Here is a 15,290-nt window from a genome sequence, read left to right on the forward strand (position 1 = left end):
ATAGTTAATATGATTAATAAATTTAATGGAGGTAAAAGTATGGTGGGAAGATTAGACACTGACAATGGAAGTATTATAATACCCACAGAAGTTATAGCCAATATTGCAGGGATGACCGCTACCCAATGCTATGGCGTTGTAGGAATGGCATCACGTAATACCGCAGACGGGCTGGTAAGTCTTTTAAAGAAAGAGGCATTAAATAAAGGGGTCAAGGTAGTTATAGATGGGGAATACCTAGTAGTTGATTTACATATTATTGTTGAATATGGTGTGAACATTTCAGCCATCTGCGAAAACATCGTCAATAATGTCAGGTATTCGGTTGAGTCTATTACTGGATTCAAAGTAAAAAGAATCAATGTATATGTTGAAAGTATAAGAGTCGAACAATAGTGAGGAGGACTTGGTTTGGTATTAAAACAAATAGATGGCAGAATGCTAAAAAGAATGGTCCTATCTGCAGCAAACAATCTGGAGAATAATAAAAAAGTAGTCGATGCATTAAATGTTTTTCCGGTGCCTGACGGGGATACGGGGACCAACATGTCCCTTACCCTCCTTACAGCAGCAAAAGAAGTAAAATTAGCAGATGATAGTTCAGTTTCTATAATTGCAGACACATTGGCAGCTGCTTCACTAAGAGGAGCCAGGGGAAATTCGGGCGTTATTTTATCACAACTTTTCAGGGGCTTTGCAAAAGAATTAAAAGGGCATAATTGCGTAAATGCTAAAGTTTTTGCTGAAGCACTAAAAACAGGAGTAGATACAGCATATAAAGCGGTAATGAAGCCTACGGAAGGTACTATTTTAACTGTTGCCCGTGAAGGAGCAAAAGCAGCTGTTTTAGCAAGTAAGACTGCTGATAATATCGTTGAAGTTTTTAAGTCAGCAATAGAAAATGCAAAAACAACTCTCGATAAAACTCCTGAAATGCTCCCGGTTTTAAAGCAAGCAGGAGTTGTGGATGCAGGAGGCAAAGGGCTTATCTATATTTTAGAAGGTGCTTTACAGGTTATCGAGACAGATAGAGAAGTAGAGTTGGACAAACAGGAAAATCCGGAACAAATACAAGCGGGTCAAAAGGTAGCTGCAAAAGTTGATGGGGATATTCAATTTACATATTGCACTGAATTTTTAATCAACAAAAAGGATTTTACAGTGGACATCAATCATTTCAAAAGAATTATTGAAGGTCAGGGCGATAGCACGCTGGTGATTGATGATGATGACATCATAAAGGTGCATATACATACCAACAATCCCGGACTTGTCATACAAGAAGCCTTAAAAATTGGCGATTTGACAAACATTAAAATTGATAATATGAAAGAGCAGCATAAGCATACTATTTTACAGGAAAATCAAATAATTCAAAAGAAGGAATATGGATTTATTACTGTTGCCATGGGTGAAGGAATTATAAATATATTTAAAGATTTAGGAATTGATGAGGTTATTGAAGGCGGGCAGACAATGAATCCAAGTACTGATGATATTTTAAAAGCTATTGATAATATACATGCTGATAATATTTTCGTACTTCCTAACAATAAAAATATTATTCTTGCTGCCCAGCAGGCAAAAACTTTAACCGATAAAAATATTATTGTTATTCCATCTAAAAGTGTTCCACAAGGTATTGCTGCGATGTTAGCATTTGATTTCCAGGCAGGGGTGGAAGAAAACTTCAGAAGTATGACTGAAGCACTGGCAAAGGTAAAAACAGGACAAGTAACTTATGCAGTAAGAAGTTCTGCTTTTGACGATAAGAATATTACAGAAGGTGACATCCTGGGAATCAGAGACGGGCAGATTCAAATCGTCGGTAAAGATATAAAAACAGTTTGTCATCAACTGCTTGATGCATTAGTTGATGAAGAAAGTTCAGTTATATCTGTTTTCTATGGACGTGATACTGATGAGCAGGAAGCCCAGGAGCTTTCTGAATATATGGGAAACCGTTTTGCAGATTGTGATGTAGAGGTATACAATGGTGGACAGCCACTGTACTATTATATATTTTCTGTTGAATGAATAATATCGAGGGGGCACCCTCTATTTTTTTAATTTTGGAATTATTATATCGATAACCAATATTAAAGTTAAAAATAAATTAATGTAGTTATCGATGAAATTAACCAACTTTAAAATCTCAATATTCAGTTTTAAAGTTGGTTAATTATAAAAATAACTTTCGCAAAAACTGCGACAAAAGTGCACAATTGTTGAACCCGCATTGTGAAGAGGCATTAGAACTTCTTGGCGCAGTGCGACTTGGGGACGGCAAGACGTGGAATATATGATAGTATTCAGCCAGATGAAACAATGCACCTTTGTACGCATGGATGCCGGTATAAGCTCACGGTAAAGCACAGTATTGGAAGAGATGAGGTGGTTGAAATATCTGATTTAACAAAAGATATAAGTTGTATCAAGGGAGTAGGAGAAAAAAGAGCCCGGTTATTCAATAAAATTGGAATATATACAGTGGAGGATATGTTATATTATTTTCCAAGAGATTATGAGGACCGTTCTAAAATCAAAAAAATAATAGAAGTATTAGATGGGGAAATGGTATGCGTTAGAGGGACTGTATTTTCCCACATGGCAGAACAAAAAGTTAGAAAAGGCCTTAGCATTTACAAACTTATACTTAAGGATGATACTGGCACGATCACTGCAACATGGTACAACCAGAAATATCTTTCCAATACTTTTTCTGTAGGAGAGACATATATATTCTATGGTAAAATAAGTGCTAAGTACCGCAAAAAAGAAATCATAAATCCTATATTTGAAAATTCTGATAGAATTGGAAAATATACTCAAAAGATTATTCCCATCTACCCTTTAACTTCTTCTCTTACTCAAAAAGTTATACAAAGTATCATGGAAAATTGTTTTGCTTTTGTTGGAAGTAACTTAAAAGAATATTTACCTCATGCAATAAGAAAGAAATATAACCTTTCAGAAATAAATTACGCATTAAAAAACATTCATTTCCCTGACACGCATGAAGGTTTTTTGAAAGCCAGAAGAAGATTGGTCTTTGAAGAATTGTTTTTTTTGCAGTTGGGCCTTTTAAGTATAAGGACTACCAGTGAAGCGTTGGAAGGAATAAAATTTGGACCTGTTAAAGAACTGGAGGGATTTATAAGTAAACTGCCTTTCCAACTAACTGAAGCGCAGACACGGGTAATTAGTGAGATTGAAAAGGATTTGGAACGTGGCAAACCAATGAGCAGACTGATACAGGGCGATGTTGGTTCTGGTAAGACAATAGTTGCTGCACTTTCAATGTATATTTGTGTAAAAAACGGTTATCAAGCTGCACTAATGGTCCCTACAGAGATACTTGCAGAACAGCATTTTCAAAGCTTCAGAAATCTATTTCAAAATGAGGAAATGAATATTTGTATATTAACGGGCAGTATCCCTAAAAAACAAAAAATTAAACTTATAGATGACATTAAAGAAGGTAGAGTGAACATAATAATAGGGACACATGCTCTCATACAAGAAGAAATAGAATTCTTTAATTTAGGATTGGTTGTAACTGATGAACAGCACCGTTTTGGGGTAAAGCAGAGGGCTACACTGGCATCTAAAGGTAAAAATCCTCATATTTTAGTTATGACTGCAACTCCTATCCCACGGACCTTGGCTCTGATTCTCTATGGAGATTTAGATATCTCCATTATTGATCAACTTCCTCCAGGAAGAAAAAAAGTTAATACCTATGTTGTCGATGAGAGTAAGAGGGAAAGGGTATATTCTTTTATAAAAAAACAGGTTGCTGAAGGAAGACAGGTATATATTGTCTGTCCATTAGTTGAAGAATCAGAAGCTTTTGAGATGCAATCGGCTGTCGAACTTGTCCGGCGATTAAAAGAAGATGTATTTCCAAATCTGAGTGTGGGTTTAATGCATGGGAAACTTAAACCAAACGAAAAAGAAGAGATTATGCGAAGATTTGTAGAAGGAAGCATTAATATTTTGGTATCAACCACAGTAATAGAAGTGGGGGTAAATGTCCCTAATGCAACTGTAATGGTAATTGAAAATGCGGAAAGGTTTGGGCTTTCTCAATTACATCAGTTGCGGGGCAGAATAGGAAGAGGACAGCATCAATCCTATTGTATCTTATTTAATACCAGTAATTCTAAAGTTGCCCGTGAAAGAATGAAAATAATGCAGGAAACTAATGACGGATTTAAAATTTCAGAAAAAGATCTGGAACTAAGAGGGCCTGGTGAATTCTTCGGGACGCGGCAGCATGGCCTTCCTGATTTAAAAATAGCAAACCTTTTTTCTGACATTCATTTATTAAAACTAGCCCAGGAAGCAGCTATAAATTTAATTAAACAAGATTCAAAATTTGAAAAAGAAGAGCATAAGACTCTCAAGGAGAAGTTAATTCATCTGTTTAAGGAAAAAATAGATGTAGCAATTATTTTCAAAATTTAACGCACTGTTGCCAGACATTACCTCCATAACAATATATTACTTGTTTAATATTTTGTAAACTACATATATTAATAATAAACCAAACAACAGGAGGTGAAAAAGGATGGCTAACAGAAATAATAGAAAGTTAGTTCCTGAAGCTAGAGCAGCATTGGATAAGTTCAAATATGAAGTAGCTAGTGAAATTGGTGTTAACTTAAAACAAGGCTACAATGGAGACTTAACAGCTAAACAGGCTGGTTCTGTTGGTGGATATATGGTTAAAAAGATGATCCAGCAGGTTGAACAGGGTATGGCAGGTAAATAATTAATTATAATAAAATAAAAGGAATAGCCTTCGGGCTATTCCTTTTACCTTATGAAAGATGTTCTTTTTCACCGTCTATGCTTATTTTAACCTTATTTAATTTGATGTTTTTTCCGGAAGCTTTGATAGCATTTTCTAAAGTCATAACCATTCCAAAGCAACATGGAACTTCCATAAATGCAATAGTAATACTAGATAAGTTATTATTTTTTATTATTTGTGTCAATTTTTCGGTATACAGATTTAAATTATCCAGCTTAGGACAACCTACAACTACTTTTTTGCCTTTTAGTAAATCGTTGTGGTAATTAGCATATGCAAAAGGAACACAGTCAGCAGTTACCAGCAAGTCAGCGTTATTCAAGTAAGGTGCATTGGCAGGCACAAGCATGAGCTGCACAGGCCACTGTCTGAGCTGAGATTTTAGGCTAATTGCCGTATTTTCTGCCGCATCGTCCTTACTATCTTCAAACACTCTAATTCTGCTTCCCGGGCAACCACCAAAACCATGATGGTGATGCGTGCTTTGCTTTAAATTTTCTTCATGAAGTGCATGGACAGCATTTTCATCAAAAGCATCAGCCTCACGTTCAATAATAGTAATTGCATCTTGCGGACAGTGACCAAGACAAGCTCCTAAACCATCACACAGGTTATCGGAAATTAGCTTGGCTTTACCATCTATGATTTTTATTGCTCCTTCAGCACAGTTAGGAACACATAATCCGCAACCATTACATTTATTTTCATCAATGTGTACAATTTGTCTTATCATTTTTAAACCTCCTATAATCTGTTCTTTTTATAGAAATTATACTATAATAATAGTGATAGTGCTGTGACTTCAGTTACGAAATATATAGTTTGCAATCTTTTTTTAGGGTACTTAATGCTTTATATTTTAAGAAAGGACTTAGCGAAAAATGAAGAAGGATACAAAAGGACTGCTTTCTGTTTTGGATAGTGCGAATTATGAATTCTTGCAACAGAATATGAAAGTTTATGAATACCAAAAAGGACAGGTTATTTTTTCCCCATGTGATACATGTCAACATCTTAGTATAATATTAAAGGGGCAGGTCAGATTAAGCAAGTATACTCTGCAGGGGAAAGAGCAAATTATTTCTTTTCTTGGCCCGGATGAAATTTTTGGTGAAGCCTTGATTTTTAATGAAGCACAATATCCGGTATTTGTTATTGCTGAAATGAATTCATCCATCGGTATGATAGACAAAAATACTATCTTAGAAATAACTTTAAGAAATAAAGATTTTACAAGAGTATTTTTTGAAGAACTGAGTAAAAAGATAATTTTACTTAATAATAAAGTTGAACTGTTATCTTATAGTAATATTAAACAGAGAATAGCCTTTTATCTATTGAAAATAGCAAAAGAAAACGGCAGTAATTTAATAGAGTTGCCTTTCTCAAAACAAAAAATAGCAAATTTATTAAGCACCTCAAGAGAAGTAATTTCCAGGAATTTTAGTGAACTGGAAGATGAGGGTTATATTAGAATGGAAGGTAAGAAAGTTAGAATAAATATTGAGGAGATTAGTTCTTTACTTGAATAAAATATTTAAAAGGAAGAATATTATGTCTAAAAGTGTTGACTTTTGTATAAGTTGATATAAAATAGAAATATGGAAAAAAATATGAATTTTTTGGAGGAGTTAAATTGAGAGTTATTTCCGGCTCTGCCAAAGGTCATAAATTAAAGAGCCTGAAAGGAATGGCTACACGCCCAACAGCTGATAGGATAAAGGAATCCTTATTTAATATAATTGCAGCTTATTTGCCTGATGCTTACGTTTTAGATTTGTTTGCAGGTACTGGAAGTCTTGGAATAGAGTCATTAAGTAGAGGTGCAGAATTTGTTGTATTTGTTGACAAAAATCCAATGGCAGTAAGAATCATCTCTGAAAACCTATTGCACACCAAGCTTAACGAAAAGGCAAAAGTATATAATTGTGATTGGTCGGAATATATAAGCAGGTTTTCTAATGCAGAAAGAAAGTATGATATCATTTTTATGGATCCACCCTACAGTAAAGGATTTATTATTCCTGTTTTACAAAAAATCTGGCAGAAACAGTTGTTAAGTATAGAGGGTATGATTATAGTTGAGCGAGAAAAAGGAGACGTTATTCCTGAACTGATAGAAGGTCTTAAGATAGTACGCGAGCAGCATTACGGCAGAACAGTTATTACATTTATTCAATATCATAAATAATTATAGTCAGGGTGAGAGAAATATGAAAATAGCAGTATATCCAGGAAGTTTTGATCCGGTAACAAATGGACATTTAGATATTATCGAAAGAAGTTCCAAGGTATTTGATAAAGTAATCGTAACCATTATGAAAAATAGCAGCAAGTCGCCCATGTTTTCTGTTGAAGAAAGACTGGAATTCCTGAGAAAAGTTACAAAGAATCTAGATAATGTTGAGGTAGATTGTGGTTCAGGATTGTTGGTTAATTATATGAAACAGAAGCATGCCCGGATAATTATAAAAGGGCTTAGAGCTGTTTCTGATTTTGAGTATGAGTTTCAAATGGCCCTAATGAATAGTAAACTAAACCCGGAGATAGAGACACTTTTCATGACGACCAGCAGCAAATATTCCTATTTAAGCTCTAGTGTTGTGAAGGAAGTTGCAATATTAGGAGGATGTTTAAAAGAACTGGTTCCTGATGAAATAATTTTTGATATCGTAAACAAGATTAGAAAAACCAGGGGGTAACATACTATGGAGGTTTTGGCGTTAATAGATGCTTTAGAAGACATTGTAGAAAAAGGAGTACCTATACCTTTATCAGGAAAAAGCGTTGTAGATAAACAAGAAATTTTAGAATTGATACAGGAGATCCGGCTTAAGCTTCCCGATGATTTGAAACAAGCAAAATGGGTAAAGGAAGAAAGGCAGCGGATATTATTGGAAGCTCAAAAGGAAGCCAATAATATCATAAAAGAAGCTGAGAGTAAAATTATTTCACTAATTGATGAACATGAACTTACAAAAAAGGCTTATGAACAGGCGAGTGAAATTATAGCCAACGCTCAAAAAAATGCTAGAGAAATCCGTTTAGGAACAAAAGAATATGCAGATAATATTTTAGCAAATCTAGAAAGAATTATTCAAGAAACTCTTGATGTTTTGCATGAAAACAGACAAGAATTAAAAAAGTGATTAAATAGTTTAATCACTTTTTTAATTTTTCTTAAAAATAGTAGTTGCAACCATCACTATACAGATTACTATTAGGAATAGTAGAATATTACCAAAGTATATCAGAGATGAGAAAAAGCTATTTATAATATTTAAATTTATTAAGTTTTCAGAAGGGACATTCAATGTTGCTGAAACGGTTGTGATTAATGGTGTAAAAGTAAGCAGTAAAAAGGTATAGATAGCTGAAAAAATTCCCTGGAGTCCTTTGCCTAGCAGATAGGGCAAGACACTGATATCCGATTTGCCAACAATGCCAAACACCTGGCAATGTACTGATAGGCCGGCCCAGCCCAGGATAAGACTGGTAACCATTAACCTTTGTATTAAAGGAATAGTGCTATGTGTACTGGCAATTTTAATCCCTGTTGTAATCTCAAAAAACCCGCTAATGATTGAAGGTAATAACTCTTGTGCAATGCCAAGAGGAACTAGAAAAATACTCAAAAGTTCAGCAAAGAAGGCGATCACTTTTAAATAATCTAAAAGATTAATCAAAACTGAAAAGAAAACAATAAATCCGCCTATTGTTAATAAAAGGTTTACAGCATTTTTAATAGTATCTCCAAATAGCTCACCAAAGTTCCTGCCATCTTTTTCTCTAAACTTTTTTATTTGTTTTAGAATTTCTGTAAGAGACTGTTTTGAAGATTGTTTCACTTGGTAACTTTCTTCACGGGTTTTATTAGGTTTATAAAATCTAAAACACAATCCTACTGTTAAAGAAGCTATAAAATGAGAAATGAATAGAATTATTCCTACAGATGGCTGGTTAAACATACCGACAGCTACTGCACCAAGTATAAATAAAGGGCCGGAATTATTACAAAATGTCAAAAGACGTTCACCTTCTGCTTTTGTACACAGACCTTTTTGTCGTAGGTCAACCGTTATTTTTGCTCCTACAGGGTAACCGCTGATGATTCCCATAGCAAAGGCGAAAGAGCCGCTGCCGGGCACATTAAAAATAGGCCTCATGACAGGTTCAAAAAAAAACTTTAATATATGGACCAAACCTAAGTTTGTAAGCAGCTCTGTACCTACAAAGAAAGGAAATAAAGAGGGAAATACAACATTTATGCATAGGTTTATTCCTTTAAGGGCAGCATCGAAGCTTTGCTTAGGGTTAAAAACGATGGTTAATATAAATAACAGTACACATGTACTTATAAGTATTGATGACATATATATACTGATAAAGAATAAATTTCTAATGACCCATCTAAACACGTAATATATTAAATAAATTACAGCAACCATAATAAGCAAATTAGCCATTTTTCCAAAACCCTTTCTCTAGCAAATTTTATATTAACTGCCTATTGTATATATATTTATAGTTGCTGCTTAATATAACTTATCTAAATAATTACCGGTGAGGTCAACAAATCCAATCTGCCTTTCCGCTCATTCTTTGCAGGATAGTGCAGGCTATATAAATCGGTAGCCAAAAAATCAAGCTCAATCATTTGTTTTAATAATGGATTGCATGACTGTTTATAAGATGATGGTTTAATGATAATTGGCAATGAAGCTTTTTTCTTTATTGCTTTTAATAATTCCTTACCTCTTGAATTCATTCCTAATACACGTATATACTGCGGTCCTCCGTATTTTTGGAATGTATTCAGCATATCCTGTGTAATTCCTAAAAGAATATTAAGCATGATTCTTTGTAATCTTGTACGGGTATATCTTTTCGTCTTAACAGCAGATATAACCTCTTCATACGTACCGAATTTGTACGCTGCACTTTGAATCCTGTTTTCCAGCCCTTCATTTACATCCGGGAAAAGTGCCAGCTGTAGATGATCCTGCTTTCGTAGTAATGATAGAATCGCTGTTTCAAATTGCTGTGTGAAAATGGGGGCTTTTCCAGCATTAATTTCTTTATTAAGGATGTCAAAAGAGGATAACGGCATATAAGGTTTGATTTCCATTATATTTGATTGATGCAGTATCAGGTTTCTGATTGCTGTAGCACTAGCAATTTCATCTTTAAATTCTAACGAGTGATAACCGGTTTTATAGCGTTTTATGGTAACTGGTCTAATATTGCTGTTCAGTTTATATAATGCCTTGATATATTCAATGGCCAGAATATTATTGGGAGAAGACATAATCTCTTCTATATGTTGTGCGGAATATTTTCCCTTCATATAGTCGATTATGGCTTTCTCTCGCGCCTTTACAAAACTATCGCCCTGGTCCAGAAACTGCTTAAATTTCAGTGAAACCTCAACCGGTTCATCGAATAAAATTCCAGCGATATTTTTTAAATCATCAATTTTTCCCCATTCACTTCCGAAACACAAATCTGTAACAATATTTAAACTATCGAGAATTTTAACAGCACCAAAAGCAAAATATTCTGCCGATTGCAATACATAAGTTACAGGAAGCTCAATTACCAGGTCCACACCGTTCATCAGCGCCATCTTTGTCTTTGCCCACTTATTCAATAAGGCAGGCTCACCCCTTTGGATAAAGTTACCGCTCATTACACACACAACGTAATCTGCAGCTGTTATATTTTTAGATGTCTCTAAATGATATTTATGACCGTTATGGAATGGATTATATTCTGTTATCAATCCTAGTACTCTCATTGCACCTACCTACTAACTATATATAATTTAGTATCATAACTTCTAAGTTTACTTATATATCATAACATTTGATAAAATTTGACACAATATAATAATAATAATATTCTTGGTTAATTATTAAATTTTTACTATGAAATTATCTTTAGGATATTGTATACAAAAATCAAATCATATATAATAAGATATGGATTTGCTCATTATTTTAAAAACTACAAAAACTACAAGAAAAATTTATTTTGTAATTTTAAAATAGTGGACAAATTGGCGTACTAATTAATATACTAGGAGGAGTATTTAAAATGAGTAATTTTATGGAAAAAATCAAAGAACAGGCCAAGTCCGACAAAAAGAAAATTGTTTTGGCTGAAGGAACAGAACCTAGAACTGTCAAAGCCGCTGCAATGATATTAGAGCAGGGCATAGCGGACATTGTTTTACTAGGGGATGAAAGTGAAATTAAGAAAGTTGCTGGGGATCTGGATATTTCAAAAGCTGAGATTATTAATCCTGAAATGTCAGATAAATTTGAAGAGTTTGTCAACAAGCTTTATGAAATGAGAAAAAGCAAAGGTCTTACCTTAGACCAGGCTAAAGAATTAATGAAAAACCCTCTTTATTTTGGCGTCATGATGGTAAAAAATGATATAGCAGATGGTATGGTTGCTGGAGCAATCAACTCTACAGCAAATGTGTTAAGACCGTCACTTCAAATTCTAAAAACTGCCCCGGGAACTAAGCTAGTCTCAAGTTTCTTTGTAATGGTGGTCCCTAACTGTGAATATGGCGAAAATGGAATATTTATATACTCTGATTGTGGTTTAAATGAAAATCCGGATGCTGAAGCTTTATCAGAAATAGCGATAGCTTCCGCTAAATCTTTTAAATCATTGGTTGGTGCAGAACCAAGAGTAGCTATGCTGTCATACTCTACATACGGTAGTGCGAAAAGCGAGTTGGTTGACAAGGTACAACTGGCTACCAAATTGGCAAAAGAAAAGAGGCCTGACCTGGCATTGGATGGAGAACTCCAGGCTGATGCAGCTATTATTCCTGCTGTTGGTAAATCAAAGGCTCCAGGCAGTAAAATTGCAGGTACAGCAAACGTATTAATATTCCCTGACTTAAATGCTGGAAATATTGCTTATAAATTAACTGAAAGATTGGCAAAAGCTGAAGCTTATGGTCCAATTACACAGGGTATTGCAAAACCTGTCAATGATTTGTCAAGAGGCTGCAGTGCAGAAGATATTGTAGGCGTTGTAGCGATTACCTGCGTACAGGCACAAAATAAGTAAAGGAGATGACTTCAATGAAAATACTAGTGATTAATGCGGGGAGTTCATCCCTGAAATATCAATTATTTGATATGGATAAAGAAGAAGTCCTGGCAAAAGGCTTGTGTGAGAGAATAGGTATAGAAGGTTCCCAATTAAAGCACCAACCCAAAGACCAGGATACTGTAATAATATCAAATCCTATGAAAAATCATGCTGATGCAATAAGAATGGTAATAGATGCACTGGTGGATCCAGCTTATGGTGTAATAAAAGATATGAGCGAAATTACAGCTGTTGGACATAGGGTCGTTCACGGAGGAGAGGCATTTAGCGGTTCGGTAATTATTGACGCCCAGGTAATGAAGGTACTTAATGCATGTATAGATTTAGCCCCTTTACACAACCCGCCTAATATTATCGGTATCGAAGCATGTAAGGAAGCTATGCCTGGTGTGCCGATGGTAGGTGTATTTGATACTGCATTCCATCAGACTATGCCTCCGGAAGCTTATTTATATGCCATCCCCTACGAGCTATATGAAAAGCATAAAATCAGAAAATACGGTTTCCATGGAACTTCCCATAAATATGTTGCTGAAAGGGCAGCAAAGCTGTTGAAAAAGCCGATTGAACAATTGAAGATTATCACATGTCATTTAGGAAATGGTTCCAGCATTACTGCGGTAAAAAATGGCAAATCAGTAGATACCAGTATGGGATTTACTCCTCTTGCTGGGGTAGCAATGGGGACAAGATCCGGAATGATTGACCCTGCTATCGTCACATTCCTAATGGAAAAAGAAAATCTTTCAATAAAAGAAGTTAATGACCTTTTAAATAAAAAATCCGGTGTACTGGGTATATCAGGTGTCAGCAGTGATTTCAGAGATATTCATGCTGCTGCCGATGAAGGGAATAAGAGGGCAAGACTAGCTTTAGATATATTTGCTTACAGTGTGAAAAAATATATTGGGACTTATGCGGCAATTATGGGCGGGGTAGATGCAATCGTATTTACCGCCGGTATTGGAGAAAACAATGCAAAAATGAGGACTGGTATCTTAAGTGGCTTAGAATTTATGGGTATAAAAATCGATGAAGAAAAGAATGCTATAAGAGGAAAAGAGATTGACATCAGCACACCGGATGCAAGCGTGAGAACTCTGGTTATTCCAACTAACGAAGAACTGATGATTGCGTTGGATACTAAAAAACTTGTTGAAAACATGAAATGATTGAACAAAAAAGCATCTGAAAACAGATGCTTTTTTTAGCCCATGAAAATTCTTTTATATTGACAAATGTTGTATAACTTAGTATAATATCATTTGTTGACTGCAGAGGTGGTTCCATGGTAATAGATTTGTCTAATGCCTTGAAATTTGAAGGTTCAAAAGTTGATTTTGATTCTCTTATGGAAGTTGAAAAAATCGAGTTTATGGGTGATCAGTATAAATTTTTACAGCCTGTAAGAGTTGCTGGGAGCGTAATTAAAGTAGGAGATACTCTGCAATTGAATGCTCAGGTTTCTGGCAGTATAAATGTCAATTGTTACAGATGTATGAAAGCGATACAGAAAGATTTCTGTTTCAGTATGGATGAAGTTTTAATTAATGATGATCTTTCTGATGTAAAAGATGAAGAAGCAATTCATTTTAAAGGCAGCCAGATAGATATAAAAGAAATTGTTATTAATAATATTTTACTAAATATATCTATGAAGCATTTGTGCTCTCAGGAGTGTAAAGGTTTATGCCCTCAATGTGGAACTGACCTGAATATAAAAGAGTGTGAATGTCGAAATGAAGATATTGACCCGAGGTTTGAAGTGCTAAAAAAATTACTTAACAATAATGAAAAGTAATTGCCTCATAAACATTAATTAAGGAGGTGTTAATAATGGCAGTACCTAAGAGAAAAACATCTAAAGCAAGAAGAGATAAGAGAAGAGCAAACTGGAAGTTAGCCATCCCAGGTATGGTGAAATGCCCGCAATGTCATGAATTTAAGCTTCCCCATAGAGTTTGCGAAGCTTGTGGATATTATAAAAATAAGGAAGTTGTAAAAGTTGAAGCGTAATGATGTATAAAAACAGAGGAGGAATGCACCTTCTCTGTTTTTATTATTACAAATTTATTAGCCTATGGTCATGCGTACTAGTATAAAGTATATGACTGTTAATAGTTGTATACTTTATTTTTTATGGGAAAATATATAAAAAAGAAAGTAGTGGGGAATTTTTTGAATTGAGAATTGACAATTGATAATTACGAATTAGAGTGAATAGGACGGTGAAATTTTGGAGAAATTTATTTATTATTTTATTATCAGTTTAATAGTAGGCACGCTGGGCAGGGTTTATCTGCTTAGGGTGGACTACCGGCAATATCCGAGCTATCCAAGAGGAGTTATAATGCACTTAACTTTTGGTGCAATTGGTGCTGCGTTAGGTTCTATAGCAATACCTGCACTACTTGCAAAAGACTATGCAGCTGTAACTTTTCTTGCCCTTGCTGCTGAACAATTTCGGAATATTAGAACAATGGAAAGAGAAAACCTTACCAATATAGAGGAATTTGAACTAATACCAAGAGGAAAATCTTATATCGAAGAGATAGCAAAAATATTTGAAGCGCGGAATTATATTGTTATTATAGCTTCTCTTGCAACATCGACAGTTTTACATATATTTGGCCAACCATACCTGGCTGTTTTAGCAGGAATAATCGTTTTAACCAGCTTGAAATATTTTATGAAAGGACAAAGGATAGAAGAAATTGCTAAAGTAAGAATAGGTAAGTTGTGGTTTAAGGGGACACTACTTTGTGTAGATGATGTTGTTATTATGAATGTAGGATTAAAGGAGTCAAGGGAAAGAATCGCAAGAACCGGAATTGCTGTCGTATTAGAACCGATTGATGAAAACGCCAGCATAACTCTTTCTAACATAGGGCAAAGGCAGGCTATTATTCATGATGCGGTAGCCCAGGTTGGGATTATAAAAGATCTGGATGAACCTGACTTCACTCCCCTTGCAAGAAGAAATGTTTATAATGGCAACTTAATGATAGTTTTTTATCCTAGTATTCAAAATGAAGAAGCTTTATTAAGGGCAGTAAAATATGCTCCTGTCCTGGAAAGTACCCGGAGAAGACCTACAGAGTCAGGAGCAGCCTACGGTAAAAAGGAGAGGTTATGATGAGTACAGAAATTAAGAATATTATTACTGCTATCGTTACTCATGACAGAGAAAAAGTTCAAAGCGGTTTTGCACCAATTTTCTATTCCACCAGTGAAACCGAAAGTGAAAAGTTGGCATTATATTTAGCCAAAATTACCCAGGGAATGGTCCATAACCTTGAAAATGGAGTATATCTTATCGTTAAGCATTAATGGG

The 15,290-nt window shown here is 34.8% G+C and carries 17 protein-coding genes; 14 read left to right on the forward strand and 3 right to left on the reverse strand.

What is annotated here, in order from left to right:
• The first annotated feature begins 39 nt into the window (after positions 1 to 39).
• The 4 genes from CIB29_RS02620 (at position 40) to CIB29_RS02635 (ending at position 4,777) form a co-directional block, all read left to right on the forward strand.
• Positions 40 to 396 carry an Asp23/Gls24 family envelope stress response protein gene (locus CIB29_RS02620; protein WP_094546497.1) on the forward strand — a complete coding sequence of 119 codons (357 nt, stop codon included), beginning with the start codon at positions 40 to 42 and terminating at the stop codon, positions 394 to 396.
• Between the two features lie 54 nt (positions 397 to 450).
• Positions 451 to 2,037: a DAK2 domain-containing protein gene (locus CIB29_RS02625; RefSeq protein ID WP_198543726.1), complete on the forward strand. Its 1,587-nt coding sequence runs from the start codon at positions 451 to 453 to the stop codon at positions 2,035 to 2,037.
• A gap of 225 nt (positions 2,038 to 2,262) precedes the next feature.
• Positions 2,263 to 4,470 carry an ATP-dependent DNA helicase RecG gene (recG, locus tag CIB29_RS02630; RefSeq protein ID WP_423241279.1) on the forward strand — a complete coding sequence of 736 codons (2,208 nt, stop codon included), beginning with the start codon at positions 2,263 to 2,265 and terminating at the stop codon, positions 4,468 to 4,470.
• A 103-nt stretch (positions 4,471 to 4,573) separates the two neighbouring features.
• Positions 4,574 to 4,777 carry an alpha/beta-type small acid-soluble spore protein gene (locus CIB29_RS02635; protein WP_094546501.1) on the forward strand — a complete coding sequence of 68 codons (204 nt, stop codon included), beginning with the start codon at positions 4,574 to 4,576 and terminating at the stop codon, positions 4,775 to 4,777.
• Positions 4,778 to 4,826: 49 nt separating this feature from the next.
• Here the strand turns inward: CIB29_RS02635 and CIB29_RS02640 are convergent, their stop codons facing one another.
• Positions 4,827 to 5,552, reverse strand: coding sequence for an ATP-binding protein (locus CIB29_RS02640; protein WP_094546503.1), 726 nt, complete (start codon positions 5,550 to 5,552; stop codon positions 4,827 to 4,829).
• A 148-nt stretch (positions 5,553 to 5,700) separates the two neighbouring features.
• Between CIB29_RS02640 and CIB29_RS02645 the strand changes: the two genes are divergently transcribed.
• From CIB29_RS02645 to CIB29_RS02660, 4 genes are all read left to right on the forward strand, one after another.
• Positions 5,701 to 6,351: a Crp/Fnr family transcriptional regulator gene (locus CIB29_RS02645; RefSeq protein ID WP_094546505.1), complete on the forward strand. Its 651-nt coding sequence runs from the start codon at positions 5,701 to 5,703 to the stop codon at positions 6,349 to 6,351.
• A gap of 104 nt (positions 6,352 to 6,455) precedes the next feature.
• Positions 6,456 to 7,010, forward strand: coding sequence for a 16S rRNA (guanine(966)-N(2))-methyltransferase RsmD (rsmD, locus tag CIB29_RS02650; RefSeq protein ID WP_094546506.1), 555 nt, complete (start codon positions 6,456 to 6,458; stop codon positions 7,008 to 7,010).
• A 22-nt stretch (positions 7,011 to 7,032) separates the two neighbouring features.
• Positions 7,033 to 7,521 (forward strand): pantetheine-phosphate adenylyltransferase, encoded by a 489-nt coding sequence (gene coaD / locus CIB29_RS02655; RefSeq protein WP_094546508.1) that lies wholly within the window; start codon positions 7,033 to 7,035, stop codon positions 7,519 to 7,521.
• Between the two features lie 6 nt (positions 7,522 to 7,527).
• Positions 7,528 to 7,968, forward strand: coding sequence for an ATPase (locus CIB29_RS02660; RefSeq protein WP_094546510.1), 441 nt, complete (start codon positions 7,528 to 7,530; stop codon positions 7,966 to 7,968).
• 21 nt (positions 7,969 to 7,989) lie between these two features.
• On the opposite strand, the gene ylbJ is transcribed toward CIB29_RS02660, so the two are convergent.
• Both ylbJ and CIB29_RS02670 read right to left on the reverse strand, forming a co-directional pair.
• Complete coding sequence (ylbJ, locus tag CIB29_RS02665; RefSeq protein WP_094546512.1) at positions 7,990 to 9,285, reverse strand: sporulation integral membrane protein YlbJ; 1,296 nt, start codon at positions 9,283 to 9,285, stop codon at positions 7,990 to 7,992.
• A gap of 83 nt (positions 9,286 to 9,368) precedes the next feature.
• The gene (locus CIB29_RS02670) at positions 9,369 to 10,616 is read right to left on the reverse strand and encodes a nucleotidyltransferase (protein ID WP_094546514.1); all 1,248 of its coding nucleotides are present in this window, start codon (positions 10,614 to 10,616) and stop codon (positions 9,369 to 9,371) included.
• A 299-nt stretch (positions 10,617 to 10,915) separates the two neighbouring features.
• Between CIB29_RS02670 and pta the strand changes: the two genes are divergently transcribed.
• From pta to CIB29_RS02700, 6 genes are all read left to right on the forward strand, one after another.
• Positions 10,916 to 11,911, forward strand: a complete 996-nt coding sequence (gene pta / locus CIB29_RS02675; protein WP_094546516.1) for a phosphate acetyltransferase — start codon at positions 10,916 to 10,918, stop codon at positions 11,909 to 11,911.
• Positions 11,912 to 11,925: 14 nt separating this feature from the next.
• Positions 11,926 to 13,128, forward strand: coding sequence for an acetate/propionate family kinase (locus CIB29_RS02680; RefSeq protein WP_094546518.1), 1,203 nt, complete (start codon positions 11,926 to 11,928; stop codon positions 13,126 to 13,128).
• 116 nt (positions 13,129 to 13,244) lie between these two features.
• A complete protein-coding gene (locus CIB29_RS02685; protein WP_094546520.1) occupies positions 13,245 to 13,757 on the forward strand; it encodes a YceD family protein in 513 nt (170 codons plus the stop codon).
• 35 nt (positions 13,758 to 13,792) lie between these two features.
• The gene (rpmF, locus tag CIB29_RS02690; RefSeq protein ID WP_094546522.1) at positions 13,793 to 13,972 is read left to right on the forward strand and encodes a 50S ribosomal protein L32; all 180 of its coding nucleotides are present in this window, start codon (positions 13,793 to 13,795) and stop codon (positions 13,970 to 13,972) included.
• A gap of 220 nt (positions 13,973 to 14,192) precedes the next feature.
• A complete protein-coding gene (locus CIB29_RS02695; RefSeq protein ID WP_094546524.1) occupies positions 14,193 to 15,092 on the forward strand; it encodes a YIEGIA family protein in 900 nt (299 codons plus the stop codon).
• A complete protein-coding gene (locus CIB29_RS02700) occupies positions 15,089 to 15,286 on the forward strand; it encodes a capping complex subunit for YIEGIA (protein ID WP_278335815.1) in 198 nt (65 codons plus the stop codon). Before CIB29_RS02695 ends, CIB29_RS02700 begins: the two co-directional genes overlap by 4 nt.
• Positions 15,287 to 15,290 lie beyond the last annotated feature (4 nt).

Origin of the sequence: Petroclostridium xylanilyticum (assembly GCF_002252565.1) — a bacterium.
Taxonomy (GTDB): domain Bacteria; phylum Bacillota; class Clostridia; order SK-Y3; family SK-Y3; genus Petroclostridium; species Petroclostridium xylanilyticum.